This window comes from Pseudoalteromonas sp. NSLLW218, from assembly GCF_015864775.1.
Classification (GTDB): Bacteria; Pseudomonadota; Gammaproteobacteria; order Enterobacterales; family Alteromonadaceae; genus Pseudoalteromonas.
The window spans coordinates 65,267-91,030 of sequence record NZ_JADYWO010000015.1 but is presented as its reverse complement, the minus strand read 5'-3'; the positions used below and the strand labels follow the sequence as shown (position 1 = coordinate 91,030).

24 protein-coding genes are annotated in these 25,764 nt (G+C 38.3%); 16 read left to right on the top strand and 8 right to left on the bottom strand.

All coding sequences use genetic code 11. The features are described from left to right. Positions 1–184 precede the first annotated feature (184 nt). The 4 genes from I6E80_RS19005 to I6E80_RS18990 all read left to right on the top strand — a co-directional run bounded on the left by I6E80_RS19005 (position 185) and on the right by I6E80_RS18990 (position 3,589). A complete protein-coding gene (locus I6E80_RS19005) occupies positions 185–712 on the top strand; it encodes a hypothetical protein (RefSeq protein ID WP_182674298.1) in 528 nt (175 codons plus the stop codon). A gap of 115 nt (positions 713–827) precedes the next feature. Beyond that, entirely contained in the window at positions 828–1,496 is a 669-nt protein-coding gene (locus I6E80_RS19000; RefSeq protein ID WP_182674297.1) for a hypothetical protein, read from the top strand. A 327-nt stretch (positions 1,497–1,823) separates the two neighbouring features. After that, a complete protein-coding gene (locus tag I6E80_RS18995; RefSeq protein ID WP_197186227.1) occupies positions 1,824–2,798 on the top strand; it encodes a transposase in 975 nt (324 codons plus the stop codon). A gap of 320 nt (positions 2,799–3,118) precedes the next feature. Further along, entirely contained in the window at positions 3,119–3,589 is a 471-nt protein-coding gene (locus I6E80_RS18990) for a hypothetical protein (RefSeq protein WP_169060925.1), read from the top strand. Between the two features lie 358 nt (positions 3,590–3,947). Here I6E80_RS18990 and I6E80_RS18985 read toward each other — a convergent pair whose 3' ends face one another. Then, the gene (locus I6E80_RS18985) at positions 3,948–4,550 is read right to left on the bottom strand and encodes a thiamine biosynthesis protein ThiC (RefSeq protein WP_197186226.1); all 603 of its coding nucleotides are present in this window, start codon (positions 4,548–4,550) and stop codon (positions 3,948–3,950) included. Positions 4,551–4,899: 349 nt separating this feature from the next. Continuing rightward, positions 4,900–5,601 carry a metal-dependent hydrolase gene (locus I6E80_RS18980; RefSeq protein WP_197186225.1) on the bottom strand — a complete coding sequence of 234 codons (702 nt, stop codon included), beginning with the start codon at positions 5,599–5,601 and terminating at the stop codon, positions 4,900–4,902. A 262-nt stretch (positions 5,602–5,863) separates the two neighbouring features. Here I6E80_RS18980 and I6E80_RS18975 point away from each other — a divergent pair, with 262 nt between their 5' ends. After that, on the top strand, positions 5,864–6,286 hold the full coding sequence (locus I6E80_RS18975; protein ID WP_024598372.1) for a hypothetical protein: 423 nt from the start codon (positions 5,864–5,866) through the stop codon (positions 6,284–6,286). A 31-nt stretch (positions 6,287–6,317) separates the two neighbouring features. Here the strand turns inward: I6E80_RS18975 and I6E80_RS18970 are convergent, their stop codons facing one another. From I6E80_RS18970 to I6E80_RS18960, 3 genes are read right to left on the bottom strand one after another with little or no spacing between them, the layout of a single operon-like run. Then, positions 6,318–7,946, bottom strand: coding sequence for a sensor domain-containing diguanylate cyclase (locus I6E80_RS18970; RefSeq protein ID WP_197186224.1), 1,629 nt, complete (start codon positions 7,944–7,946; stop codon positions 6,318–6,320). Further along, positions 7,933–8,379, bottom strand: coding sequence for a hypothetical protein (locus tag I6E80_RS18965; protein WP_197186223.1), 447 nt, complete (start codon positions 8,377–8,379; stop codon positions 7,933–7,935). Before I6E80_RS18965 ends, I6E80_RS18970 begins: the two co-directional genes overlap by 14 nt. A 2-nt stretch (positions 8,380–8,381) precedes the next feature. Beyond that, complete coding sequence (locus tag I6E80_RS18960; RefSeq protein WP_197186222.1) at positions 8,382–9,644, bottom strand: hypothetical protein; 1,263 nt, start codon at positions 9,642–9,644, stop codon at positions 8,382–8,384. A 360-nt stretch (positions 9,645–10,004) separates the two neighbouring features. On the opposite strand from I6E80_RS18960, the gene I6E80_RS18955 reads away from it, so the two are divergent. The 4 genes from I6E80_RS18955 to I6E80_RS18940 are packed head-to-tail and all read left to right on the top strand — an operon-like array spanning position 10,005 to position 15,711. Continuing rightward, positions 10,005–10,817: an ABC transporter ATP-binding protein gene (locus I6E80_RS18955; protein WP_197186221.1), complete on the top strand. Its 813-nt coding sequence runs from the start codon at positions 10,005–10,007 to the stop codon at positions 10,815–10,817. After that, positions 10,817–12,265, top strand: coding sequence for a DUF3526 domain-containing protein (locus I6E80_RS18950; protein ID WP_197186220.1), 1,449 nt, complete (start codon positions 10,817–10,819; stop codon positions 12,263–12,265). The genes I6E80_RS18955 and I6E80_RS18950 overlap by 1 nt, the downstream gene beginning before the upstream one ends. After that, positions 12,262–13,584: a DUF3526 domain-containing protein gene (locus I6E80_RS18945; RefSeq protein ID WP_197186219.1), complete on the top strand. Its 1,323-nt coding sequence runs from the start codon at positions 12,262–12,264 to the stop codon at positions 13,582–13,584. Before I6E80_RS18950 ends, I6E80_RS18945 begins: the two co-directional genes overlap by 4 nt. A 15-nt stretch (positions 13,585–13,599) precedes the next feature. Further along, the gene (locus I6E80_RS18940) at positions 13,600–15,711 is read left to right on the top strand and encodes a TonB-dependent siderophore receptor (RefSeq protein ID WP_197186218.1); all 2,112 of its coding nucleotides are present in this window, start codon (positions 13,600–13,602) and stop codon (positions 15,709–15,711) included. An 84-nt stretch (positions 15,712–15,795) separates the two neighbouring features. Here I6E80_RS18940 and msrA read toward each other — a convergent pair whose 3' ends face one another. Then, a complete protein-coding gene (gene msrA, locus I6E80_RS18935; RefSeq protein WP_197186217.1) occupies positions 15,796–16,395 on the bottom strand; it encodes a peptide-methionine (S)-S-oxide reductase MsrA in 600 nt (199 codons plus the stop codon). A 293-nt stretch (positions 16,396–16,688) separates the two neighbouring features. Here msrA and I6E80_RS18930 point away from each other — a divergent pair, with 293 nt between their 5' ends. Continuing rightward, entirely contained in the window at positions 16,689–16,883 is a 195-nt protein-coding gene (locus tag I6E80_RS18930) for a CPXCG motif-containing cysteine-rich protein (protein WP_024593951.1), read from the top strand. A 324-nt stretch (positions 16,884–17,207) separates the two neighbouring features. On the opposite strand, the gene I6E80_RS18925 is transcribed toward I6E80_RS18930, so the two are convergent. Beyond that, on the bottom strand, positions 17,208–17,408 hold the full coding sequence (locus tag I6E80_RS18925; protein WP_002962626.1) for a hypothetical protein: 201 nt from the start codon (positions 17,406–17,408) through the stop codon (positions 17,208–17,210). A gap of 106 nt (positions 17,409–17,514) precedes the next feature. On the opposite strand from I6E80_RS18925, the gene I6E80_RS18920 reads away from it, so the two are divergent. The 3 genes from I6E80_RS18920 to I6E80_RS18910 all read left to right on the top strand — a co-directional run bounded on the left by I6E80_RS18920 (position 17,515) and on the right by I6E80_RS18910 (position 19,659). Next, complete coding sequence (locus I6E80_RS18920; protein WP_197186216.1) at positions 17,515–17,997, top strand: GNAT family N-acetyltransferase; 483 nt, start codon at positions 17,515–17,517, stop codon at positions 17,995–17,997. A 138-nt stretch (positions 17,998–18,135) separates the two neighbouring features. Further along, the gene (locus I6E80_RS18915) at positions 18,136–18,747 is read left to right on the top strand and encodes a MarC family protein (RefSeq protein ID WP_076924648.1); all 612 of its coding nucleotides are present in this window, start codon (positions 18,136–18,138) and stop codon (positions 18,745–18,747) included. A gap of 30 nt (positions 18,748–18,777) precedes the next feature. Further along, positions 18,778–19,659: an alpha/beta hydrolase gene (locus I6E80_RS18910; protein WP_197186215.1), complete on the top strand. Its 882-nt coding sequence runs from the start codon at positions 18,778–18,780 to the stop codon at positions 19,657–19,659. Between the two features lie 803 nt (positions 19,660–20,462). Here I6E80_RS18910 and I6E80_RS18905 read toward each other — a convergent pair. After that, positions 20,463–21,671, bottom strand: coding sequence for a porin (locus I6E80_RS18905; RefSeq protein WP_197186214.1), 1,209 nt, complete (start codon positions 21,669–21,671; stop codon positions 20,463–20,465). A gap of 639 nt (positions 21,672–22,310) precedes the next feature. On the opposite strand from I6E80_RS18905, the gene I6E80_RS18900 reads away from it, so the two are divergent. From I6E80_RS18900 to I6E80_RS18890, 3 genes are all read left to right on the top strand, one after another. After that, positions 22,311–23,900: an ABC-F family ATPase gene (locus tag I6E80_RS18900; RefSeq protein WP_076915491.1), complete on the top strand. Its 1,590-nt coding sequence runs from the start codon at positions 22,311–22,313 to the stop codon at positions 23,898–23,900. Positions 23,901–24,061: 161 nt separating this feature from the next. After that, positions 24,062–24,544 (top strand): 5-(carboxyamino)imidazole ribonucleotide mutase, encoded by a 483-nt coding sequence (purE, locus tag I6E80_RS18895; RefSeq protein ID WP_197186213.1) that lies wholly within the window; start codon positions 24,062–24,064, stop codon positions 24,542–24,544. A gap of 2 nt (positions 24,545–24,546) precedes the next feature. Next, positions 24,547–25,698, top strand: coding sequence for a 5-(carboxyamino)imidazole ribonucleotide synthase (locus I6E80_RS18890; RefSeq protein WP_197186212.1), 1,152 nt, complete (start codon positions 24,547–24,549; stop codon positions 25,696–25,698). The last annotated feature ends 66 nt before the right edge of the window (positions 25,699–25,764 follow it).

Sequence of the window (25,764 nt, the reverse complement as noted above, 5' to 3'; positions counted from 1 at the left end):
GCAGCCAAAGCTTGGGCCTCACATTACCCGAACTTGGTTAAAGTATTAATTAATTTATGGGTTTATTATCCATACAAGAAATTAAACAAGGACAAAAAACAGTTGGCTTTTTGTTCACTACGTTCACTTATTTTAGCCAACTATTTTTTGCCTTTTAATTAGGCGTTATGTTTAAAAGGTATTTATGGAACCCGATACAATAACCACTGTAATAAACTCTCCTGAAAATTGGGTAAGATTTCTAGCAATTATTATTTCTGTTGTGATTGCGATACTTGTGCTCTTAGCTAATCAATATTTTGCAAATAAGCGTGAAAGGAAAAAAATCATTTGTGAAAAAATAGAAGAATTTTATGAAGCATCAATCAGTTATACAAAAGCATGTGATGAACTGATTACTGATATTCAACTTATGAAGTATAAAAGGGAAAGCGGTTATTATGATAACGACCCTGTAATTTATTCTCAACTCGTTGATTCACTAATTAAAATGGAGATGCTTCAAGGCTTATACTTTCCAAATATGGATTTTAAGAAAGAAGACTATAGTATCAACAAAATGCCAATAATTTGGGATGCAATTAGTGGTGAAATGGCTAGAAGAACAAGTGATGTAGAATCTAGCTACAAGCAATCCCGTAAGCACGTAGAAGTTAGCTCGGAGCATTTTCGCGAAATTTGTATATCGCTTATGCAGAAAACTAAAATTTAAACATAACAAGCGCTTCAAAACGGAACAAAAATAGCGGGCTATGTTTCGTTTCTCAACAAATTTTAGCCCACTATTTTAGTCCGCTTAAGCGGACGTTATATTCTCTAAGGTTACAATGAAAAAATCTATTCTATTAATAGTATTGTTAGTGCTAGCAATACCCATTATCTCTCCCGCTATTATTCGTATTTACCTTGAGTATATGCCTGGTGAAATGATTGGTAGTGTAGATGGTTGGCTAAGTTATCTAGGCGGTTACTCTGGTGGATTTTTAGCATTTATATCGGCTTACTTAATTTATAGAAATGACCAAAAAGGCAAAGAACGTACTCAATTGGTTATAAAGTCAGCAGAACTAACTGAAACAGATGATATTGATGATTTTATAGTTGTTTTTACTACTTTACCTTATGACCAAATATATAATCTGAAACGTGGTGAATTAACTGTACGTTATCCTATTTTCAATTGTTCCTTGAAAAATGTAAGCCCAAACTTTGCTAATTCAATTCGTTTAAACTTAAAACAAGGCAGGAAGTTACAAGCACCTTGGTCTTATGAGCGATCATTTAACCTCTATAGGCAGTATGATTCAATAGCTACTTTAGAAAGCAATCAAACAATTGATTTTAAGTTACAGTTGGATCCCATATTATTAAACTCGCATGAGCATCTAGATTTTGAGCTTTCATCTATAAATTTACAAGGTTGTACAGAAGTTCAAAAAGTAAGGGTATATTTCCAAAAAGACCATAAAAATTTCGTATTTGAACACCGAATATAACAAGTTGCTTCATCGGAAAAACTACTCGCTGGCGCTCCTATTTTTCCGCTGAACAAGGCGTTGAGGCTGTAGAATTACTCTTTTTAGGAACATATTCTACTATTTTCAATTGTTTGCTTTTAAGTTAATAAACAATAATAAACAAGACACCCATCCTAAAAGTTGTATTGCCTTTCGAGAAATTAACAAGACACCCATCTTAAATTTTGAAATTAAGATAGGTGTCACCCATTAGGAAAGATTAACAGAGACACCCATCCTAAATTTTGCTCTTTTCAAAATTTAGGACTACGTTTTAGTTAGTGCAAAAAACGAGCAGGGTGTCTTATGGCAATTGCAAGAAAGCGTCAAGTAAGTTTGGTTGATACAAAATACTATCACTGTATTTCACGCTGTGTTCGTCGTGCACTTTTATGTGGAGAAGACCGTTTTACTGGTCAATCTTACGAGCATCGACGAGGGTGGGTTGAAGATAAGCTGCTTGAATTAGCGAAGGTATTTTGTATTGATGTTTGTGCTTATGCTGTTATGAGTAATCACACTCACTTAGTCCTGTATGTAGATGATAATCAAGCAAACAGACTGAATGATAAAGCGATTGTTATTCGCTGGCATAAACTGTGTAAAGGCACAGTGTTAACGCAGAAATATGTACAAGGTGAAAAGTTAAGTAAAGTTGAGCTCATCTTTTTCAACCAAACGGTTAAACAATACCGCGAACGCTTATCAAGTATCAGCTGGTTTATGCGGCTCTTAAATGAAGACATTGCGCGCAGAGCAAATAAAGAAGATAACTGCACAGGACGATTCTGGGAGGGCCGATTCAAATCGCAGGCATTACTAGATGAAGCAGCACTTGCAGCTTGTATGGCCTATGTCGATTTAAATCCCATTAGGGCTAAAATGGCTAACACACCAGAAGAGTCAGACCATACCAGTGTACAAAAGCGCTTAACATGCGCGACAGAAGGTATACAGCCTAAACAGTTACTACGTTTTGCAGGTATGCCTCGTCAGATTATGCCCAAAGGGCTGCCGTTTGAGCTTAAATCGTACCTTGAACTTGTTGAGCTAACAGGGCGAATAATACGAGAGGATAAGCGTGGGCATATTGATAATATGACCCTTCCTTTGTTAGAAAGGCTTAATATATCCCCAGAAAACTGGTTAAAACTCACCACACAATTTACGCGCGTATTCCATGGTGCAGTAGGTAGGCCCACTTCACAAGCAAGTTACTGTGAGAATTTAAAGCGTAAACGGCGATCAAATATTAGCAATTGCGAAAAGCTACTCGCATAAAACTTAAGCTACTCAATAAAACTATTCAGTAATAAATCACAACTGCATTATGCAGTTATTTTCATGCGTGTAACTTAGGTTTAATAGGGCTAATGACTCATTTAACGGATGAAATAAAGTAACCCAGTAATAAAAGATAAATTCTTAACCTGAAGAGCGAATTTTTTGGCATAGTTTTGTTTGTTCAATTAAAGTGGCTGTCTAGTTTAGTCAGCTGTCTAGTTAAGTTTGCTAAATAAAAAATAGCCAAAAGGGTATTATTTTACCTAAAACCGTAAAATGAAGGAATATCCTGTACTTGCATGTCTTCATTTAATTAGTTGCACAATTTTAAAATATTTTTTATTGTTAACTACTTAATAGCTAAGTCATTACGGAGTCAAATCATCAAAGAGTTAACACCCAGAGACACAAGAGATATTGAAATATTTGAAAGTGTTGTAGGTATTGGATTTACTGCAATTGAGCGTTACCAATCTGGTGAGTGGGAGTGGTATAAGCTTTGGGATTACAATTTTGAAAAAGCTAAACCTCAAGTAGGGAAATGCGCATGTAAATTTGAAGCTCTCAGATTCTCGGGTAGGCGAAAAGGTTATCCATTAAGCATAATGGATTTGAAGCAATTAGGATTTAGCTTTATTTTGGTAGAAGGTGAAGATAGTTTGTATGTAGATTCGTTTTATGAATGTTCATGTGGACAAAAATGGAAAGAAGAATTTGTTGAAGCAATGCAATATAATGGTAATCATGCTTGGCCAATTAGTGATGGTCAGTTCAATTCACGAATATAAGAGCCCAAAAGCTTAGATTTTGTCTTGAGTAGATAAGCACTCCCCAAAAATTATTCTACTTGTATACATAAAAGGCAAGGGGTCAAATATTGACTTCATACATCAAAATATAAATTGGTTAAAAGGTTTTGATATTAGCTATTTTTACCCCTCTAAAAGCGCAGCGCCTCATAGCCTCTTTGTGAATTAGTCTTTAGAGATTACGAAGAGGGCATTAACTTGGGATGCAGTAGACGAACGCTTTAAGTTGAAAGTGGGCGTCACTTTAAACGTAAAACATCGGCGAATTAGCATCTCTAATACACGCCGATGTTTATAACTTATTTAAGTAACTACCTTATTAATAAGGTATTTAGCCTTAGTCTTGTTTACGGTTAAGGCTTATTAAACAGATTGCTAAAAGTAACGTTGCAATCATGCCTGAAGCGCCAGCAACAGCTGATGGAAGGAATCCATCACGGCCAAAGGTAATTAAAATACCATTGGCAAGCATTGCAACTCCGCCTGCTAGGGCTGTAAGGCCTCCAATGGCTTTGCCACCTTTAGCTATAAAAGACAGGCCAAAAACAAGAGCTGCTAATCCTAATAATAATTTAGCTGCGTAGTAAATCATGAATGACAAAGAAACCACGCCACCTATTAAAGGTTGTGCGCCTTCTACAGTGCCCGCAACTTTTCCAAATGTAGAAAACAAAGTAAGGCCAATACTCACCTGTACTATGTTAAGTACTGCGCTAAACGCGATTGCCGACCAGCCTAGTTGAGCGTTTTTTGCTTGCACCATAGATGTGCCTGCAAAGGCAACAAGTAAAGTAAATACCAGCGCTTCTAGCCCCCAAGCCACCTGCCTTGAAAAACTAATTTCTGCACTGTAAAGAACAGAATAAATACCCTGTGATATCGCCAATACCAATAATAAAGATGCTGTAATTAGCATGGTGCGTTTATTCGTAAATTCCATTATTTACCTCTTATAATTTTATATTTAATGCTTTAAAAAGATTCGACAGGTTTGAATACATCAAACAGGGAGCTTTTTAGCTAATTAGCTTTTACACTTAGCCTATAAGACAGGTAAAGCTATTTAATTATTTCATTTAAACCTATAAAAGTATTAATTAATAATAAATAGGCTAAAGCTTTGGCTTTTTAAATCAAAATTAAATTGTAAAACTGTTTTGATTCAAGCCATTTATGCTCTTAAAAGTGCAGCGACTAATTCCCTCTCAGTAAATCAACGTTTAACTATCTTAATTATCAAGAGGGCATTAATTTTGAATATGTGGTTAAACGGCTTAATACTTACGGCGTTAAGATAAAAACGTAAAATGAGACCAGTCACTTAACGCTGTAATAGTTTGCTTTGTAGGGGGCGCAACATAGATTAAACCTGCAATGGCAATAATTGATGCTAGCGTAATTAATTTGTTATCGAAGTCGGCTATTTTTAAAGCTGTCCCGAAAGAGCGTTTAATAGTGACATTGCTTAAATCTACACTGTAAATTTCATCTAGCAATAAATGAATTAACCCGCCTAATAAAATAAACCCACCCGTTAACCAGGCGAAAACGGCTGCTTGTGTGGTTGATTGGTCATTTAGTTTCCATACTACTTGGGTCGTTAATAGTGCGCATAACACTATAAATAGTAAAGAGTGGCAACTGCCTCTATGTACTGTGATCCATTCAAAAATTGGCCTAATAATGTATTTCATACATCCGTAAACCAATAACGGCACTACAATTAACTCAATAAAGCTAATTGTAATAATGAGCTCCGTGGTTATGTAATGCAGTACCAGTAATACAGCGCTGAGTGCAAATAAGTTAAAAATAGTATCGAGTGATGTGGAGTTATCTGAATCTATGTCGGGTAATAAGCCGCCGATTGAGCCTAAAAACCATAACCAGAGCGCGCCCTTTAATTCAATATGTCCTGCAGATAATAAGGTGGCGGAGGCTAAGCCTGTGATGATTACGGCAGTATTAAGATGAGTATTGAAGTTTGCCATTGTATCTCTTGATGGGAAAAAGTAGGGCATTCTATCAATTGAAAAGTTTATTGTTCAATGTTCTTTTTAAATAGATTTTGTATTACTTTGATTAATCGCTAATAGTACAATTGTTATTCTGTATTGTGGTTAGTGGTGCGAGCAAGTTGTAATTTTTTTGATAAAAATCAATAATACAGATAGTTTTTATTGCCTATTGGCCTTTTGTATTTTTACTAAAAGCCTAGCTATCAACTTATAAAACGGCTTAACTGAAATCCACATGAACCAAAATAGATATAAAGCATCGTTTCCTGCGCCTAATATTGGTAGTGAGTACTTTGTTTCATCAACATGGAGCAGTTATGGTTTCTGGGCTTTATTAGCACTGACTCCGCTTGCTCATTACATGATGTACTATAGCGTTGACGGTTTAGAACATGGCAAAGATTTAAACGCTGTAGGAATTATTGCGCTTGGTGCTCTTGCTTTGTTTGTTTTAAATATAGCAGCCCAATCTATACGTTGGTTAGGCAGGCTTTTGGCAGTGGTTTGCTTTAGCATTAGTCTGTTTTTTATATTATTGCTTATTTACCTCAGTGTATATTCACACTTTCCAATTGCTTATTTAGGTGCTATTTCTTATTTTGGGTTAGCGGCTTATTTTTATAATAAAGACTATTTGAAAGCCATAAAAACACTATAGCATTTACTATGTAGTTACTAATTCACGCCATCTAATTTTTTATATCGTCATAAAATGCAATTTTCCCTCGGCCTGTTTCTTTTATGTGGTAGAGCATATTGTCTGCGTTTACCATTAACGTAACTAATTCGTTGCCATCATTTGGGGACACTGCAATACCTATGCTTGCACCTACTGCGCATGTTTTATTTTGCGCAATATTAATATCGTGTTTTAACTCATTGAGTAAGGCGTTCGCTTTTTGTTGTGTTGCCGTTTTATCGTAGGTTTTAATTTGCTGTGCAACAATAAATTCGTCACCGCCTAGGCGGATACACATGTCGTTTTTTTCATGAAAAAGTGTTTTAAATCTATGCGCTATTTCAATTAGCACTTTGTCGCCAGCTTCGTGGCCGTAGGTGTCATTTATTGGTTTAAACTTATCTAAATCAATCATCATAAGCACTAAATGTTCATTATGTTTAATACATTCACGTAGTGCTTTTTTAAGGCGTTTTTCACCGGCGCGTCGGTTTAATAAGCCAGTGAGCGGGTCGTGATCGGCTTCAAAACGGGTTTGAAATTCGCGTTCTGCGCGCTCAGTTACATCATGTAAAATGACTTCAACTAAGTGTTCTTGCTGAGCGCTTCGCTTTGTTTCACGTTGCTCAGTTAATCTTACAAATAAGCAGTGCAACCAAATGGTTTTATGGCCCACTTTACACTCTATATCTAGGGTCGCTTGTGGCGGGTTTTTATCACAACGAATATCTGCAAGCAGGCTTTGTAACTCATCTACGTTATTTAATAGAGCAGGAAAGTGCAAGGTTGATAATTCTTCTTCGCCGGGTACGGTAAAGTAATGTTTAAACGCGGGATTAAAGGTGGTGATAATATTATTGTCATCTAATAAACAAATACCGGCGCTGGCTTGTTCAAAAATAAGTCTAAATTTTGCTTCTAGTTCTTGAGTTTTTTTACGAAGGGATTGCTCATTACTTATGGTTAACTTTAACTCATGCATTAGAGCGTTTATACCATGCGTTAGCCTGCTTATTTCGTCTCGCTTACCTTGTCTAAATTCTAGCATTGTCATGGTTTCGGGATTGGTAGGGTCAATTGTCGCAAAGCTGTCTGTTAGGTTTTGAATAGGCTGAGTAAGCCATTTGCGTACAACTAACGACACAAAAAAAGCGATGACGATTGATTGAATCAGCATTAAAAGAAATTCTTTTATAAGTGATGACTTTGCTTGCTGTTCAATAAATTTATCGTCGGGGTATATGGCAAGTACACCTATAAAGGAGCCTTCTATAAAGGGGTGAATTAATTTAATTAAAACAGCTTCATTTTTTTTGTTAGTAGAACCACTTGCAATAAATAACTCCATTTCGCCTTTTGCATTTGCTTCTCCTTCTAGGCTTGCGCCTTGCACTAAATCGTTACTTAGTAAGCCATTAATAATTTCTTGGCTTAATTCACGATCGTTTAAGTAGGCTGCTATTGCGGCTGTTTTTCTCATTGTTTGTGCTAACTGCTGCACGAGTAGGTAATTGGTGTTTTTCTTTTCTTTAAAACCCGAGTAATAAGAAAGTGTTGACGATACTAACGTAACTACAATAGCGACAATGGCGATTGATAGGGCAACGCGTACGTAAAGTGCTTGGCTAATTTTTATCAAATGTGTATACCACTTTTACTGCGTCTGTAACCTGCGATTGGGGAATATAGCCAATTGCAAATTGTGATGCCGCTATTTTGTTTAACGCGTCTTCAACGGATGTTGACGGTGTTGGGGGCTTTGCGCGCCCTGAAAACAATAACCTAGCCCAATAAGCATTAATTTTTTGCTCATCTTTGTTGACCAGTTGTAGGTAAAAGTCATTTTTTAATGCTGATTGCGCCGGCAAATCGAGTGGTTTAGAGGTTTCACCATCAGGGAACGTTAAATAACGGCCCATGTAAATATCAATAACTTCGCGCTTAGACAAGGCGTTAATTGTATTGCTTTTATTTACCACCACTACAAATTCTGTAGATTTTGCATTAACACTAACAAGGAGCAGGCATAGTGGCTGCAACAGATAAAGGAGTACGTTACGATAGCTCATCATTGTTAAAACACCATACTAGCGTTCAAACTTAGCATATGTACTTTGTGGCCTTCGTCTACATCAGCCGGATTACTAAGGCTCCATAACCCCGCGCCTACGGGCTTTATATCAAAGCGGTCTAGTTGGGCTTTTAGCACTAAGCGCTCCGATAGCTGCCATTTTACACCTATGTTAATTGAATTCTGATGAACATAAGGCACTTTAATAGCAGCTTGTGTTGCAAGTGCTAGCTGTTGTATTGGTTCTGAAATTTGCTCGGGTGTGCCTGGTGAAAAAACAGGAGCGTTTACTTGTATAACATCATGACGATTTTTTGCTGCTGAAAAGCTCGTGTAAAATATTGCATTGTTTACCCTATACCCAGCGCTAATATAAGTGCTGAAAACTGAGGGGGCAATTATCCAATCAGATTCTGAAATACCTACTTCAGATTGAATAAGCCAATTATCATGGTCGTAGGTAAGTCCAAACGCGGCATATTCTATACTGTGGCCTTTGGTATTAAATTTGTTAGATATAGTGTCTGCTTGTGGCCATATACTTTGTGGGACAGCGTCTAGTAAAGCTAAAAACTCATCTAGTGAGTCCAGCTTATAGTCACCAAAATCAGACTTTGAAAGTGAAAAGCGCACTGTCCAAGAATCCAGTGAATAGGTAGCACTTAAGGTTGTTAAATTATCAAAATCTATAAAAAAGTCTTTGTTGTATGCTTGCAGCTTTGCTGTAGAGCTACCATAGGCGAGCTTTAAGCGTAAAAACCCTTCATTAATGGCTTTACTGTATTCAATATCCACGCCGTCGTAATTTCCTGCAATGTTTGCAAAAGAGTAGTATTCGTGAGGAGGGCGTATCCATAAGTAGGCGTATCCTACATAAGGATATTCAGAGAGTAAGTAAAGATCGCTATTTAGCCGACCAGCACGGATAGCCCAATGGCGTGAGGGGCGGTAACGTACAAAGGCGAGCTCTAAAAAATTATCAAGACTTTTAAAGGTATGATCTTGTAAAACGACTTGTACCACGGAGTCCCAGTTTTTTGAGAGTGAGATATTAGCTTGCCCACCTAAAATTGAATCACGCGTTGCTGAAAAGCCTGTATCGTTTTCGTTTAAGTAATTAGATGCAAAGGCGATATCTGAATCGTCAGTGTAACTGAGTGTTAAGGATGCAAAACCGCTAAATTGCACGTCTATTTCATTTGCATAGCTTTTATTAGCAGCAGAAATAACCAATATAGCTATGGCAATTGTACCTCGGAACAACATGTTAGCGCTTATTTTTATGATATAGATAATAAAAAGATAGCACATTTTTTTAAATTACCAACTTTACTAACATACGTTTTTACCATAGGCATTAGGATGGCATGGGCAGGCAGCTTACATCCTTTAGTGTTGGTTTTTAATTTAACTTAAATTGTAAATTTAAAACATAACACTATTCTAAGTTTCACATAAAAGAGGCTATTTTAAGTTGCTTTAATTTTTACCTCTCAAAGTAATATTATATTAACTACGTAACGTTGTTTATCTTATTTGTTAATTTACAATGTTATATTGTTGCAATGCATATTTGATATAGTATAACATTCGTTCCTATGTAATTTCCCTAATTAGAGTTTTAGTGTGACAACACCTACCGCGATTAATAAAACACCACCAATTGAACAAAAAACGTTTGATAAACACGTTAGCAACACAGGCGCCACTTTAAACGATACGATGATTGAAGTGAGCTCTTTAAATTTTAGTATTAAAAATAACGCTATTTTAAAAAACTTAAGCTTTAGTGTAGCTGCAGGCGAGGTGTATGCGCTACTCGGTGGTAATGGTGCAGGTAAATCAACTACATTAAAAACGTTACTCGGGTTTAATAAACCAACTCAAGGCTCTGTAAAAGTAGCCGGTAAAGAGGTTACTCAAGCGCTTGATTTTGTACGTGGCAAAACCGCGTATTTGCCAGAGTCGGCAACACTTTACCCGCATTTAACTGCTCGCGAAAATGTTGAATATTTTTTATCACTTGCTGATATTAAAAAATCAGATGAACAAATTAACGCAGCTTTTAATCGTGTTGCATTACAGCGCGATGCGTGGGACCGCCACATGCAAACTTATTCAAAAGGCATGAGGCAAAAAACAGCAATTGCACTTGCGATACTACGTGAAGCTCCAATATTTTTACTAGATGAGCCTACATCGGGCCTAGACCCTGTTGCCATTGATGAATTTAATCAACTTGTACGCGAGCTTGCATTAACTGGTGCGACTATTTTAATGGTTACCCACGATGTATATGGCGCGTGCCAAGTGGCAAATCGTATTGGTTTACTTAAAAACGGTGAGCTGGTGGGAGAGTATGATGCGCCCCAAAGTGGGCGTATTGATACCGAGCAAGTACACGCTGCATTTGGGCATCACGCTAATAGAGGTGCTTAATGAGTATAAATAACTTTTCAAAGGTGGTGATTGTTGCCAAAGATGAGTGGCGTTATTGGCTTCGCTCAAAATTAGCAATGACCGTGCTTGCTATTGGTTTGGTGCTCACGGTTGCTTCGGTGATTGTAACGGCTATTACCATGATGGAGCTAAGCCACACACGGCATGAGTTACAGGCAACTAGCGATAAAAGCTTTGTTGATCAACCCGACCGTCATCCACACAGAATGGTGCATTATGGGCATTATGCATTTAGAACGCCTTCACCACTTAGTACGCTTGACCCTGGTATTGATGCCTACACAGGCAACTCAATATTTTTAGAAGGGCACAGACAAAATAGCGCAATGTTTGCAGATAGCCGCCAAGGTACTGCATTAACTAAATTAGGTAGTTTAACGCCTGCATTTATTGTACAAACACTCGCACCTTTATTACTGATATTAATTGGCTACAGCGGTATTAGCCGCGAGCGTGAGTCACAAACACTCTCGTATTTGTTATCGCAAGGTACATCGGGCGCAACGCTTATTGCAGGTAAAGGGTTGGCGCTACTTTCTGTTGTGGCTTTAATTTTAACTCCGCTAACGATATCGGCTTTATTTACACTTGGCTCAGGCGAAGGCTTACTTGCTGTTGCAAGCTTTGTGCTTGGCTACGCTTTATATTTAATTGTGTGGGTGCTGCTTATTTTACTGGCATCGAGTGTGTTTAGTAAAAACAGCGGCAGCTTTACAGCACTTGCCTTTGTTTGGATTTTACTGTGTATTGTAATGCCACGAGTAGCGAGTACAACAGCCTCCACGGCAGTGCCATCAGCAGGCAAAATAGAAACCGACTTTGCTGTAAAAGCCGAACTTAGAAAACTAGGCGACGGCCACAACACAAACGACCCCGCATTTAAGCAATTTAAACAATCGCTCCTTAATAAATACAATGTGAGCAGTATTGATGAGTTACCCGTTAATTTTAGAGGGCTAGTGGCAAGCGAGTCTGAGGCTAAACTCACAAGCGTACTCAATAAGTTTGCTGAGCAGCGTATGCAAGCTGAGCTTAAACAAACAAAGGTATCGCGTTATTTTGGTTGGGTTTCACCTATGGTGGCTATTCGGTCGTTATCGATGATTGTGGTAGGCACGAGTATTGAAACCCATCATCGCTTTTTACGCGAAACCGAGCAGTTACGTTTTGATTTTGTGCAAGGGCTTAACAAAGTTCATGTAGAAAAGCTTAGCTACCAAGACGACATGAACCGCAATGCTGATACTGCTGCAACCCAAAAGGCACGTGTAAGTGCTCAAAACTGGCAAATACTGCAAGACTTTACTTTTAATGTAGACAGGTCAAAAGCGAGAGCGCAGCGAAGTATCCCTGCTTTTTTACAGCTACTACTTTGGATTGCGGTGCTGTTAGGCGGTATTAAATTTGTAGGGAGGCGTTTGTTATGAGTTACCTATTAAAACAGCTTGCGCGTGAATGGCGCTTTTTACTTCGTCAAAAATACTTAGTGGTATTACTGGTGTGTACCTTTGTAATGTCGGGGTTTGCAGTTTTCAGTGGGCTTAGTGAAGTAACACAGCAAAAGCAAACTATTGAGCGCTTAAAAGCCGCCGATTTAACAGACCTAACTAACGTTCAACATAAATACGAAGATCCAGGCTTGCTTGCCTATTACAGTTTTCACTTAACGTATTCATCGCCTTCAAATTTAGCGTTTGCTGCTTTAGGCGAGCGCGATATTTACCCGTGGAAACACCGCTTAAATTTACTTGCCCTAGAGGGACAAATATACGAAAGCGATGCGCAAAACGCAGAGCTAGCGCAGGCAGGTAAAATTGATTTTGTATTTGTAGTAAGTGCATTAGCACCACTGATAGTTATTTTACTATTTCATGATTTGTTTGCTAATGAGCGAACAAGCGGTAGGCATGACTTATTAGTAACTACTGCTAGGTCTTACTTTGCATTATGGGGGGCACGTATAACCGTGCGGTTGATTGCGGTAATAGTGTGTTTAATGCTGCCATTTTATATAGGTACATTGCTTAGTCATTCGGCCCTTGCTGATGTGGCGTTTGTTACTTTTATTTGTGTAATTTACATTGCGTTTTGGACTGCGCTCAGTGTGTGGTGGGGTAAAAACGCCAGCAGTGCGCCGCGTGTTGCTTCAACGTTAATTGGTTTTTGGGTGTTAGTTGCTTTTATTATTCCTATTTTAGGCGATTTAGTTATAAACAAAACGGTGCACTCACCAAAGGGCGGCGACATTGTTCTTACTCAAAGAGAGGCCGTTAACGATGCATGGGACTTACCAAAGAAAACAACAATGGATGCTTTTGTTGCTTCAAATCCACAGTGGAAAGATCACGTTGATATGCAAAGCGAGTTTGAGTGGAAATGGTATTACGCATTTCAACAAGTTGGAGACGAAAAAGCAGGTGAACTTTCACATGCGTATCGTGATGCTGCGCATACAAAGTATCAATTAGCGGGAATTGTATCGTGGTTTTCACCGCCATTACTGTTACAACGCAGTTTTACACGACTGGCGAGCACTGATGCTTTAGCTGCATTTAGATACGAATACCGTATGCGAGGATTTCATAAAAGTTTAAGGGAGTTTTACTACCCTTGGCTCTTTATAAAGGGTAACCCACCAAAAGCGGCGCTTGAGAATATGCCTAGCTTTAAAAAAACAATGCTTAATGAAATGGATGAGCCTGAAGTTACAGGCGTTAAGCTAAAAGAAAATTTATCAGTTAACTAATTAACAAGGTTTATAATGAATACCAATAATAAAGGGCTAAAGCTCACCTATTTAAGCGCATGCTTAGTCAGTTTATTTAGCAGCCATGCTATGGCAGTTGAGCAAAACCAAAATGATGACAGCGTTAATAATAGCCCTATTGAAAGATTGGCTGTAATTGGTTCGCGTCAAGCGTATCAAGGTAAATTTAGTGCGTTAGAAACACCGCAATCAGAACTGAAAATAGATTTAGAAGCCCTTGAAAACGCAGGTGCGATAGATTTAAACCAAGCACTTGATTTATCGGCTTCGGTTGCTCGTCAAAATAACTTTGGTGGGCTTTGGAATAGCTTTGCACTACGTGGTTTTGTAGGCGATGAAAACTTACCAAGTAATTACCTTGTAAATGGGTTTAATGCCGGGCGTGGTTTTGGTGGTTCGCGTGATTTGTCGGGTATTGAGTCGGTTGAGGTTTTAAAAGGCCCACGCGCGGCTTTATTTGGCCGTGGAGAGCCTGGTGGTACAGTAAACCTTGTTACTAAACGCCCAACATTTGATACAAGTGGCGAGCTCAAGCTAAGCGTAGGCAGTTTTGATACCTACCGTGCTGATGTAGATTACACAACGCCCCTTAACGACGATGTAGCAATTAGACTGGTTGGTTTTTATGAAGACGCGAAAAGCTTTCGCGATACGATAGAAACAACTAAACAAGGCTTTAGCCCATCAATAACGTGGAATATTAATGATAATAGCCAACTAATATATGAGCTTGAATACAGCGACCAAGAAGTCCCTTTTGATAGAGGTGTATTAGCTATTGATGGTGAACTTGGTTTAATACCAGAAAGTCGCTTTTTAGGAGAACCAGGTGATGGCCCAATAGAGGCAGATGTACTTGGTCATCAATTAGAGTTTGTTCATGACTTTAATGATAACTGGAGCGTATTACTGGGCGCTAACTACCGAGATACATCGCTTGAAGGGTTTGCTACCGAAACCGGTTTTGCAGGTGTTGTTGATGGCGAGGTAAATCGCTTTAGGCGTTATCGTGATTACGATGCTAAATATCAGGTGTTTAGAGCTGAAGTAACCGGTAATTTAGAGGTTGCTGGGTTAGAGCACCGCTTAATAATTGGTGTGGATTCTGATAAATTCGAAAATGATCAATTTGTTCTTCGCGTGCGTGGCGATCAGTTTATTAATGTATTTAACCCCGTGTATGGTGCGTATGAGTTACCTACGCCAACGGCCAATACCGATAAGTTAGAAGTGCAAGAGTCGTTAGGTATATTTATACAAGACCAAATAAGCCTAACCGATAAGCTAGATATACGTGTAGGTGCACGTTTTGATGACTACGAACAAACACTTAATAACCGTTTAGCTGATACTCAATCAAAGCAAAACGAATCGCGTGTTAGTCCGCAGTTTGGTGTCGTGTATGAGGCGAGTGAGTTTTTATCTGTTTATGCTGCTTATGGCGAAAATTTTAGGCCTTTATCAGGCACTGATACAAATGGCGATGGTTTTGAGCCAAATCAATCAACGTCGTCAGAGGTAGGCGTTAAATTTACTTTAAACGATGGCGCACTGTTTGGCACCGTTGCTGTATTTAAAGTAGAACAAGACAATATGCTGGTAGTTGACGATCCGACTGCATTTACTTTTGCTGCAATTGGCGAAGCACAAAGCAAAGGCATAGAAATTGATATAAACGGTGATCTTACTGATGATGTAAGCCTTTGGTTATCTTATGCGTTTGTTGATGCAACCATTGAAAACTCATTTTTTGATGCGAACTTTGGTTATACAGTAGAAGCGGGAAGCTCTTTATTAAATATTCCTGAGCATCAATTTAGTTTACAACTAGTTAAATCGTCTGAATTATATGGTAAAGCCGTTAAATTTGGTGGAGGCTTAGTTTATGTAGGCTCACGAAACGGCTTTTTTGGTACCGATTTTGAGTTACCAAGTTACACAACAGCGCGTACATTTGTTGATGTTGACGTAACTAAAGCATTTGGTTTACGCGCAGAGGTAGACAATCTGTTTGATGAAACCTATTACACTAACTCATTTGCTGATGCGTGGGTTCAACCGGGGACACCGCGTAGCGTAAGGTTAAGTGCGACTTTTAAGTTTTAAACGTACACATTAAAATGATACAAATGAAAAGGCTGCTTTATTTAAGCAGCCTTTTTTGTGACTTAAGTCGTTTAATAATAAATACTAATGAGTTGCTCTGTCGCCCCAAATATCTTCTAGGCGGCTATCTCGACCACAACGCCAGCGATAGGTGTTGTAACGGATTGGGTTGTTTTTGTAATAATCTTGATGAAAGCTTTCTTTTCCTTTAATAGGGTAAAAGGTACTTGCGTTTAGTATTGGTGTAACCACAGTTTGATTAGGGAACTCGGCAACTACTGCAGCTTTTGTTTTTTCAGCTAATTTACGTTGTGCGTCGTTTTCAACAAATATAGCACTTAAGTAACTAGGGCCTTTATCGCAAAATTGGCCTCTGGCATCAAAAGGATCAATATTAACCCAGTAATGATCAAGTATGCCCTTGTAGCTTACTATGGCTGGGTCGTAAGTAATTTCTACGGCCTCGTAATGGCCTTTATGATTACCATTGTACGTTGGGTTTTTAAGTTTACCGCCAGTAAAGCCCGATATTACATCGGTTACGCCTTCTAGTTTTTCAAAGTCGCTTTCCATACACCAAAAGCAACCTCCAGCTAAAACGGCTTTTTCGGTTTTAGCTGCATGAGTAAATGTGCTAAACAATATTGCGGCAGATGTTAATGCTAATGCGAGTGATTTTTTCATAAAATTATCCACCTGTAGAGTGAGTTTATAAATGCTTGTAAAGTTAGACCCGCTAAGTGCTAATACTATTTCATTGTAGAGGCATTGTATTAGCAGGCTAACACTTATCTATGGTGCAAAATAATGTGCTTAAGTAAGTTTTATAGTGATAGGGCTTGTTGTTAGATCACTTTATAAGTGAGCAGCATGGTTTAATTAGTTTAGTCATATAAGTGTTATTTAATGGTGTGTTGAATTATGCTGGCTTGTTCATTAAAGTGACAACATTCGAGATATAAATTAGCAGGTGATAAATGAACCAGTTAACTGAAAAATCAATAAGCTGCCCTTATTGCGGCGAAAGTATAGAAGTATTACTTGATGCAGCAGATATTGATGAGCAATACATAGAAGACTGCCAAGTATGCTGTAAGCCTATTTCGTTTGTAGTATTTGAAGATGAAGACGAGTTAAACGTTAATGTTTATAGCGAAGACGAAGCGTTTTAATGAGTTAATTAGATACTAGGGTCTGTTGATCTTTCAAGGTTAAATTTGCAGCAGTCTGTTTGGTATTTAGGCAAGGCAGAGCCTATACAGTGTGGTTATTCCCCATAAATAGGCGATAACGTAGCATTAATGCCAAACAGGCGCTGCCCAAAGGGTTCTTCCTAGGGGCTATTTACTCTTTGTTGCTCGGTTTTTACTTAGCCCACTAGGTTACAAACCTCGCGCCGCGATTAAATAGCCCCTAGTTTGAACAAATTTCAATCCGCAAAGATCAACAGACCCTAGGCTGCAATTTTGCAGCCTTTTTAATGCGTATGTGTTTGGTTAGCTATTTTGTTCTCGCGCTAGTTGGTTAGGGAGAAGTTCTTCTACTATTTCGCGTGCTGGAAGTGTATAGCGTGTGCCGTCAAACATTACTGAGGTAAACTCGTTAATATTAGTAATGCCTGTTAAGGTCCAGCCTTCGCCGCGCTTTGGGCAATATACTGTGGTAGTGGGTTGTATTACTTTAAAATCGTCACTCATTACGTTATCTACTCTTTTTGCTTTAAAGATAATGCTTGTTAATGGGGTATGGTAAGTTAATAATGCTTGCCCATAAAGAGCTAATTTAACTAACCACTTAAATAAAATGTTTAATACCACAAAGCTTGAACGCGTTACGCTGCGTTTAATTACCCACAAACACGCTGCGTGTTTATTTAATATTTTAAACCATCCGCACGTGTCAGAATTTAACGACTACGATACACCCATTAGCAAAACACAAATTAAACAATTAATACAAGATGATATTAGCGCCTATTACGAAGGCGAAGTGATTAGAGTTGCAATTGAACATAATACATCTGGAAAGTTAATGGGTACTTGTGGGCTTTATAATTTAACGCCCTGTAAAAGTAATGCATTTATAGGATTTGAGCTGCACCCCGACTTTTGGGATAAAGGCGTAATGTTTGAAGTAGTCACTGGTTTCACTAAAGAGTTACTTGAGCATATTCCGCTTAAACATTTATCGGCTGAGGTGAGTGCACACAATGCACGCTCTCATAATTTACTTATGAAGTTAGGCTTTAGTTTAAGAGAAAATTCTATTTGGCATAAATCGCTTTAACGTAAAACGACAAATTATTAAATCTTTGCGAGTGTAAATAAAATACAAAAAATAACGGCTTTCTATTATAGTTAAGCGTAAGCAAATGAATTTGTTACCCGTGTTTTATTAAATATTTACGCTTAACAAGGATTTTATATGCTAGAAAAACTCTCTCAAGATGCACTTGTTATTTGGGCTACCATTGATCCAATAGGCACGATGGCGTTGTTTGCTGCGCTCACTTCTCACTTAACCGATAAACAACGTCGTAAAACAGCTTTTAAAACGGTGCTTTATGCAGGCTGTGTATTATTGGGTTCTATTTTAATAGGGCAACTAATACTTAATGCGATGGGAATTAGATTGGTGTCGTTTCAGTTAGGTGGCGGTATTATATTGTTTTTGTTTGGCCTGCAAATGATTTTTGGAAACGATTCTAACAAAGCTAAACAAGACCCTGAACACGATATTGCGGTGTTTCCGCTAGCTATACCAGCAACTGCGACCCCTGGTGCTATTTTGGCGGTGATACTACTTACCGATAACCACATACACCCAATTACCACTCAAATAGGCACAGCGCTTGTTACACTTGGTGTGCTTGGTATTACATTAATATTGTTGCTGCTTTCGGGTAAAATAATTAAGCTTATTGGTACTGGCGGCGCGTCTATTTTAACGCGTGTTATGGGGATGATTTTAGCCGCATTTTCGGTTGAGCTTATTATGACCGCGCTTGAAATAAAACAATGGGTTAAGCTCGATTAAATAACTCCTAAACATTTAAAGGAATGCCGCATGGCAATAAAAATAACAAAACACTATTTTATTAATTTAAGTTTAGCCGTAGTCATTTTTGCTATCGGTATTTTAGCTATACGTTATTACAACCATTATGTATCGGCCTATACCGATGTAACAATTAACTCAAGCGTGCTTAATGAGTCGCGCAAAGTGTTTATAAGATTACCCGCTAATTACAATCCTAAAAGAGCGTATCCGTTAATTATTAAAACCGACGGTAACTTTAATTTAGATACATGGGATAAAGCACTTACAAAACAAGCTAAGAGCGAAAAAGGGGATAAGGCTATATTGGTGTCTATTCCTAATTTGTTTTTTACAGATACACGTAATCGCGATTTAGTGCCTCCTTATGCTCGCCAAGATGTAAATACACAAGCGCGACCAGAGGGAGAAACACTTATAGAGCCAAATGGTGAAGCCGACAAGTTTTTAGCGTTTATTGAAACTGAGTTACTCCCTTATTTATCAGCAAAATATAAGCTTAGTAATAACCGTGTGTTAAGTGGTTTTTCGGCCGGTGGCAGCTTTGTACTTTATACACTGCATACAAGGCCTGAACTGTTTAATGGCTACTTTGCCTTTAGCCCAGCGGCTTGGTATGACGATATGACAGTGGTTAATAATGTAGAAGCATTTTTAACTACTCAAGCAAATAAAATTAAGTCGCCTACTTATTTATACCTTTCTGTGGGTGGAGCAGAGCATCCGTTAATGTTAAAAGCGTTTGATAATTTAGAGTCTGCTTTAACAGCAAACCCTAATAATAACCTTGTGTGGCAAAGCGCTATAAACGAAGGTGCTGAGCATTCAGATAATCCAACACTGAGTGTATCAAAGGCATTAGCTGGTTTTAGTAAGTTTATTAAAAAGTAGGTTAGATAGGTTTAATCGGTAGCTGTATGCATATACAGCTACCGGTGTTTTAACTATTTATGATAACGAATCAGCTTCATAGCACTTTACTTAGTTTAATGTTATTAACGACTTACAAAGGGAGTTGTTTTAATTTATTTTTACACAGTAAATACGCGCACTGTGTTTATATACAGCACGTAGGTGTTGAGTTAGAATACAGGCAGTACCTATGAGCATATATCACACCTATTTGTTACTGCTTTTAATTAGCCTTACGCCTTTGTGATCAGCAGTAATCAGTGCAAGCACTTTGCAATTTCAATATAGTTTAACCATTTTTATATACTCTTAATGCAATTAATATAAGTTAGCTGGTGGCTTTACAGCAAAAGAACACATCATACTAAATATTACTATAATGCTAAGCTTAGCAATAGAGTCAAATTGAAAAAAAAGTAATCAGGAAGGTAGTGCAAATAATCAAGTCTACGGTAACTTCAGCCAATAAAGATATAGATGCGAGTAGTTAACCTATTTGTGATTCGTTAAAATTTTGCTCGTTCATTGTATTGGGCAGCAAACGGTAGACGTAAAAAATAGGGGCATCGTGAGTTGATGTTATTACACATTAAAAAAACAATACCAGTGCGGCTGTTAATGCATTTGTTGAAATAGCCTTAAATGCAAAACCAAATATTCAACAAAGCATGGCGAAATAAAAAAAGCCCAGTTAAAAAAGTTAAAAGGGCTAAAAGGGTTGTGCTTAGGGAAGTTGTAGTCGTTTTTAACTTATATTTAGAGCTTATATTTAGAGCTTATATTTAGAACTTATATCTAAAACCAAATGCTATACCGTCGTCTTCCGACTGTTCCATTTGTGCTTGTTGATCGTCGTTATCACTTTCAAAGTCACTAAAGTCCTTACGTGCTTCTATGTAGGCAATAGTGGCTTCGTCAATTAAGTAATGTAGGCCAATAACAGCAAACTGACGCTTAAATACATCGTCAGGATCGGCGTTAAAGTTTGGCTGAATTACGTAATCATCGCCGGCATCAAACACGTTGTAGGCAATAAAAGGGCGAAAGTCGTTATCAAAACGGTATGATGCGAATGTTTCTATACCAATTGCGTCTTTAATTAAGCGACCAATGTTATCTGTGTCGTGGTTTTTGTTTTTATTTACGTTGGCAGCAACGTAAAGGCCGCGTTTATCAATGCTGCCCCACATAATACCGGCACCGTAAATAAGATCTTCAACATTACGAGTAGAGCCATCGCCAAACGTTAAATCAAACTCACCTCGGTTAACACCTGCCGTAAGCGTTAGCATATCGGTAGGGGTATAAGTAACAGACGCACCAAATGTGTAGTTAAATTCAACTTCTTGGGCTGCACTATCACCAGAGTTCCAAAGCGTTTCGCATTCTTCTTCTGAAATATCGCTTACGTCACAGGTATAAAACTCGCTGTTTTTAAGCTGCGCTTGTACTGCAAAGCTAAAATCGTTATAGCTATTGCGGTACTGGACTAACTTATCACCACGGCCAGTGCCATTTACAGCGCCATCGTCTTTGTTATAAGTGTAAACACCTGCTGCATTACCATCCCATACAAAGCTATTATTTGTTCCATAAACTACGTCGTACCATGCACCCCATTGTTTACCAATGGTAAGTTGACCGTATTTTTCGTGTGAAAGGCCTGCGTAACCTAAACGGTTATACAAAAATTCGTCCTGAATTGACTCAAAACGATTGTTATAAATAATATCGCTACTACCAACAGGGTTTACTCCCCATTCTACAAGAGCAAGGGCAGTCCAATCTTTCTTTAGCTCTCTAGTAAAACCAAAGTTAATGCGCGACGTACCGTTAACAACTTCGGTTTCGTTTTGTGTGTTAATTACACGCACATCAAGATATCCACCTACTTCTAGAGTGTTTTTGTCATCTTTGTATAACTCTACCGCCGAGACAGCGGGTGCGAATACAATACTTGCGCTAATCAGTGTCGCTAATTTTTTGCTCATCTTGTGTGTTGCCCTGTGTAAATTTTTAGTGTTTTTACGTAGGTAAAAATTCAGATTTGAAGACTAACAAAGCAATAAAGAGCTCAAAAGTGAAAAATACTCAACAAAATTGACAGGCAAATTCTATTGATATTCACTAGAGGTTAATTTTGTTTTTCAGGTGTTGCAGAAGTTTGTTTTTATATTGAATATATAGGTAAATAGGATGGTAAATTTGTGGTGTGTTAAAAATTTTATTTGAATTAATTTCATCTTGTTCAAAAAGTAGCAACTAGTGCAAAAGCTCTAAAAGTGCTTTATTTTCATAAATATAACTTTTTATTGTTACTTCGTGTACAAAAATGAGTTAAGTAAACACACAAACACGTTAAAAGTGTTTTTACTCTAATTCAGTATACGTAATTCTAAACTCCCTAGACGTATTAAAGTGAATATATTGATGAATTTTTACTTGTGTAAGCTGAATAAAAATTTACAAAACCATTTAATTTAATCTGTTATTTGAGTTACCTACTATACAGTGCTAATAAATGGCTAAAACGCGTTAGTTTGCCTTTAAACTTTCATAGAAAAACAGGCCATTTTGGTTTAAACTGCGCGCAATTTAATTACATCCATACTCCCTTGGAGGGTAGCGCTATTATTAGTACAGCTAATGTCACCATGCAATTTGGTGCTAAACCATTATTTGAAAATATCTCAGCAAAATTTGGCGATGGAAACCGTTACGGTTTAATCGGTGCAAATGGTTGTGGTAAATCAACATTTATGAAAATTTTAAGTGGTGAGCTTGAAGCGTCTTCAGGTAATGTTAGTACTGATCCTAATGAACGCGTTGCTAAACTAAACCAAGACCAGTTTGCCTACGAAGAATACTCAGTAATTGATACTGTGATCATGGGTCACAAAGAGTTGTGGAAAATTAAACAAGAACGCGACCGTATTTACTCTTTACCAGAAATGAGTGAAGACGACGGTATGAAAGTAGCCGATCTTGAAACTGAATTTGCCGAAATGGATGGTTACTCTGCTGAATCTAAAGCAGGCGAGCTTTTATTAGGCGTAGGTATTGGTACGGATCAACACTTTGGCCCAATGTCAGAAATTGCACCTGGTTTTAAACTGCGTGTGCTACTTGCACAGGTATTGTTCTCAGACCCAGACATTATGCTACTGGATGAGCCTACCAATAACTTGGATATTTACACCATCAAGTGGTTAGAAGACGTGTTAAACCAACGCGACTGTACCATGATAATCATTTCGCATGACCGTCACTTTTTAAACTCTGTGTGTACTCACATGGCCGACATTGACTACGGCGAGCTACGTATTTACTCAGGTAACTACGACGAATACATGTTTGCAGCAACGCAAGCACGTGAGCAGCTACTTAGCGAAAACGCGAAGAAGAAAAACCAAATTGCTGAACTTCAACAGTTTGTATCACGTTTCTCTGCTAACGCATCTAAAGCTAAACAGGCAACATCGCGCGCTAAACGTATCGACAAAATTCAGTTAGACGAAGTTAAAGCCTCTTCACGTCAAACGCCGTTTATTCGTTTCGACCAAGAAAAGCAGTTATTCAGAAACGCGCTTGAAATGAATAACCTAACGCAAGGTTTTGACGACAACACGTTGTTTTCTGGGCTTGAAGGTTTAGTAGAAGTTGGCGAGCGTATTGCTATTATTGGTGAAAATGGTGTTGGTAAAACAACCTTACTTAATACACTAGCAGGGCGCTTAGCACCTAAAGCCGGTGAGTTTAAGTTTTCTGAAAACGCGAACATTGGTTACTACGCGCAAGATCACGCAGATGAGTTTGCAACCGACATGAACTTGTTTCAGTGGATGGAGCAATGGCAACAAGAAGGCGACGACGAACAAGTGGTTCGCAGCTTCTTAGGTCGTATGTTGTTCTCTCAAAACGATATTAAAAAGTCAGTTAAAGTAATTTCAGGTGGTGAGCAAGGCCGCATGCTGTTTGGTAAAATTATGATGCATAAACCAAACATATTGTTAATGGATGAGCCAACTAACCACATGGATATGGAATCTATTGAAGCGCTTAACTTAGCACTTGAAGCCTACGAAGGTACATTAATGTTTGTATCGCACGATCGTCAATTTGTATCATCGGTAGCTACCCGTATTTGGGAAGTTAAAGATGGTAAAATTATTGACTTTAGAGGCAACTACGCAGAATACCTAGCGAGTAAAGAAGCTTAATTAGCTATTTACCCGTTAACCCTAAAAAGCCATGTTTAAACATGGCTTTTTTTGTTTTTGTGGCTTTGTATTAGTCGCAATTAATATGGCTTTGGGTATAATACCCGGCTTAAACAGGACATAAGTCCGCTATTTTGAAAATACATTACTGAGGAGTATTTATGACTGTTGGCATTATTATGGGTTCTAAATCAGATTGGCCAACCATGGAACATGCAGCACTTATGCTAGAGCATTTTGGCATTAAGTACGAAACTAAAGTCGTGTCTGCACACCGCACTCCTCAATTACTTGCTGATTATGCAAGTTCAGCCGCAGAACGCGGGATTAAAGTTATTATTGCAGGCGCTGGCGGCGCTGCGCATTTACCGGGTATGGCTGCTGCTTTTACGTCGCTTCCTGTACTGGGCGTGCCTGTAAAATCAAAAGCATTAAATGGTGTTGATTCACTTTTATCTATTTGCCAAATGCCTAAAGGCGTTGCAGTGGGCACACTTGCAATTGGTGAGCCGGGCGCAGCAAACGCAGGTTTACTAGCCGCGCAAATTTTAGGGTGTCAAAATCCAGAAATTTTTGCAAAAATTGAAGCGTTTCGTAAAGATCAAACCGACACTATATTAGCTAATCCAAACCCTGCAGAGTAATAATGAATATTTTAATATTAGGTGCAGGGCAACTTGCACGTATGATGAGCCTTGCAGGCGCGCCGCTTAATTTAAACGTAGTGGCGTATGATGTAGGCAGCAAGCAAATTATGCACCCGCTAACTGGTGAGGTTTATAGCACGTCACTTGAGCAAGCAATATCAAACGCTGATGCAATTACTGCAGAGTTTGAGCACATTCCTGATGACGTACTAACACTTTGTTGTAACAGCAATAAATTTTACCCAGGTAAAGCCGCGATTAAAACCGGTGGCGATCGCTCGCTTGAAAAAGCATTGCTTGATAAAACAAACGTAACTTGTGCGCCATATCAATTAATTACTGAAAAAGCGCACCTTGAACACGCTGTTAAAACCTTAGGTAAGCCACTTGTTATTAAAACATGCCAAGCGGGTTATGACGGGAAAGGCCAATGGCGTTTAAAATCAGATAGTCAAATAGACGAAATTTGGTCACAAATGGCTGATTTTATTGCATCGGGCACAGAGCTTTCGCCACATACAATTATTGCTGAAAAAATGATCCCGTTTGATCGTGAGGTATCTATTATTGGTGCGCGCGATAAATACGGTAATGTGGCTATTTATCCGCTAACAGAAAACGAGCACACAAATGGTGTGTTAACGCTTTCTATTGCCGGTAAAAATAATCAAAGTGTTGAAACTCAAGCAAACGATGCCTTTACAAAAATAGCAAACGAGCTTAACTACGTTGGCGTGTTAGCTATTGAGTTTTTTGATGTACAAGGTACGTTACTTGTTAACGAAATTGCGCCGCGCGTACATAACTCAGGCCACTGGACGCAACAAGGCTGCCATTGCTCACAGTTTGAAAACCACATGCGTGCTGTTGCAGGTTTACCGCTTGGTAATACAGAACTTAAACACATTACCGCGATGATAAACGTACTAGGGCAACCTAGTATTCCAGCTGACGTACTAAAATACGCAGATGTAACTAGCCACTGGTACGGTAAAACTGCAAAACCAGGTCGTAAAATGGGCCATATAAACGTATCGGCCAGCAGCATGAATGACCTAGCAGATAAATTAGGTGAGCTTACTGAATATTTACCTGAGCAAGACTACCCAGGTATTTTAAAAGCGGCAGCAAATTTAATACTAAGCCAATAATTTCTAATTATAGAATTAATTTGTTAATACCGGCTTGAGCCGGTATTTTTTTGTCATAAAAAAAGC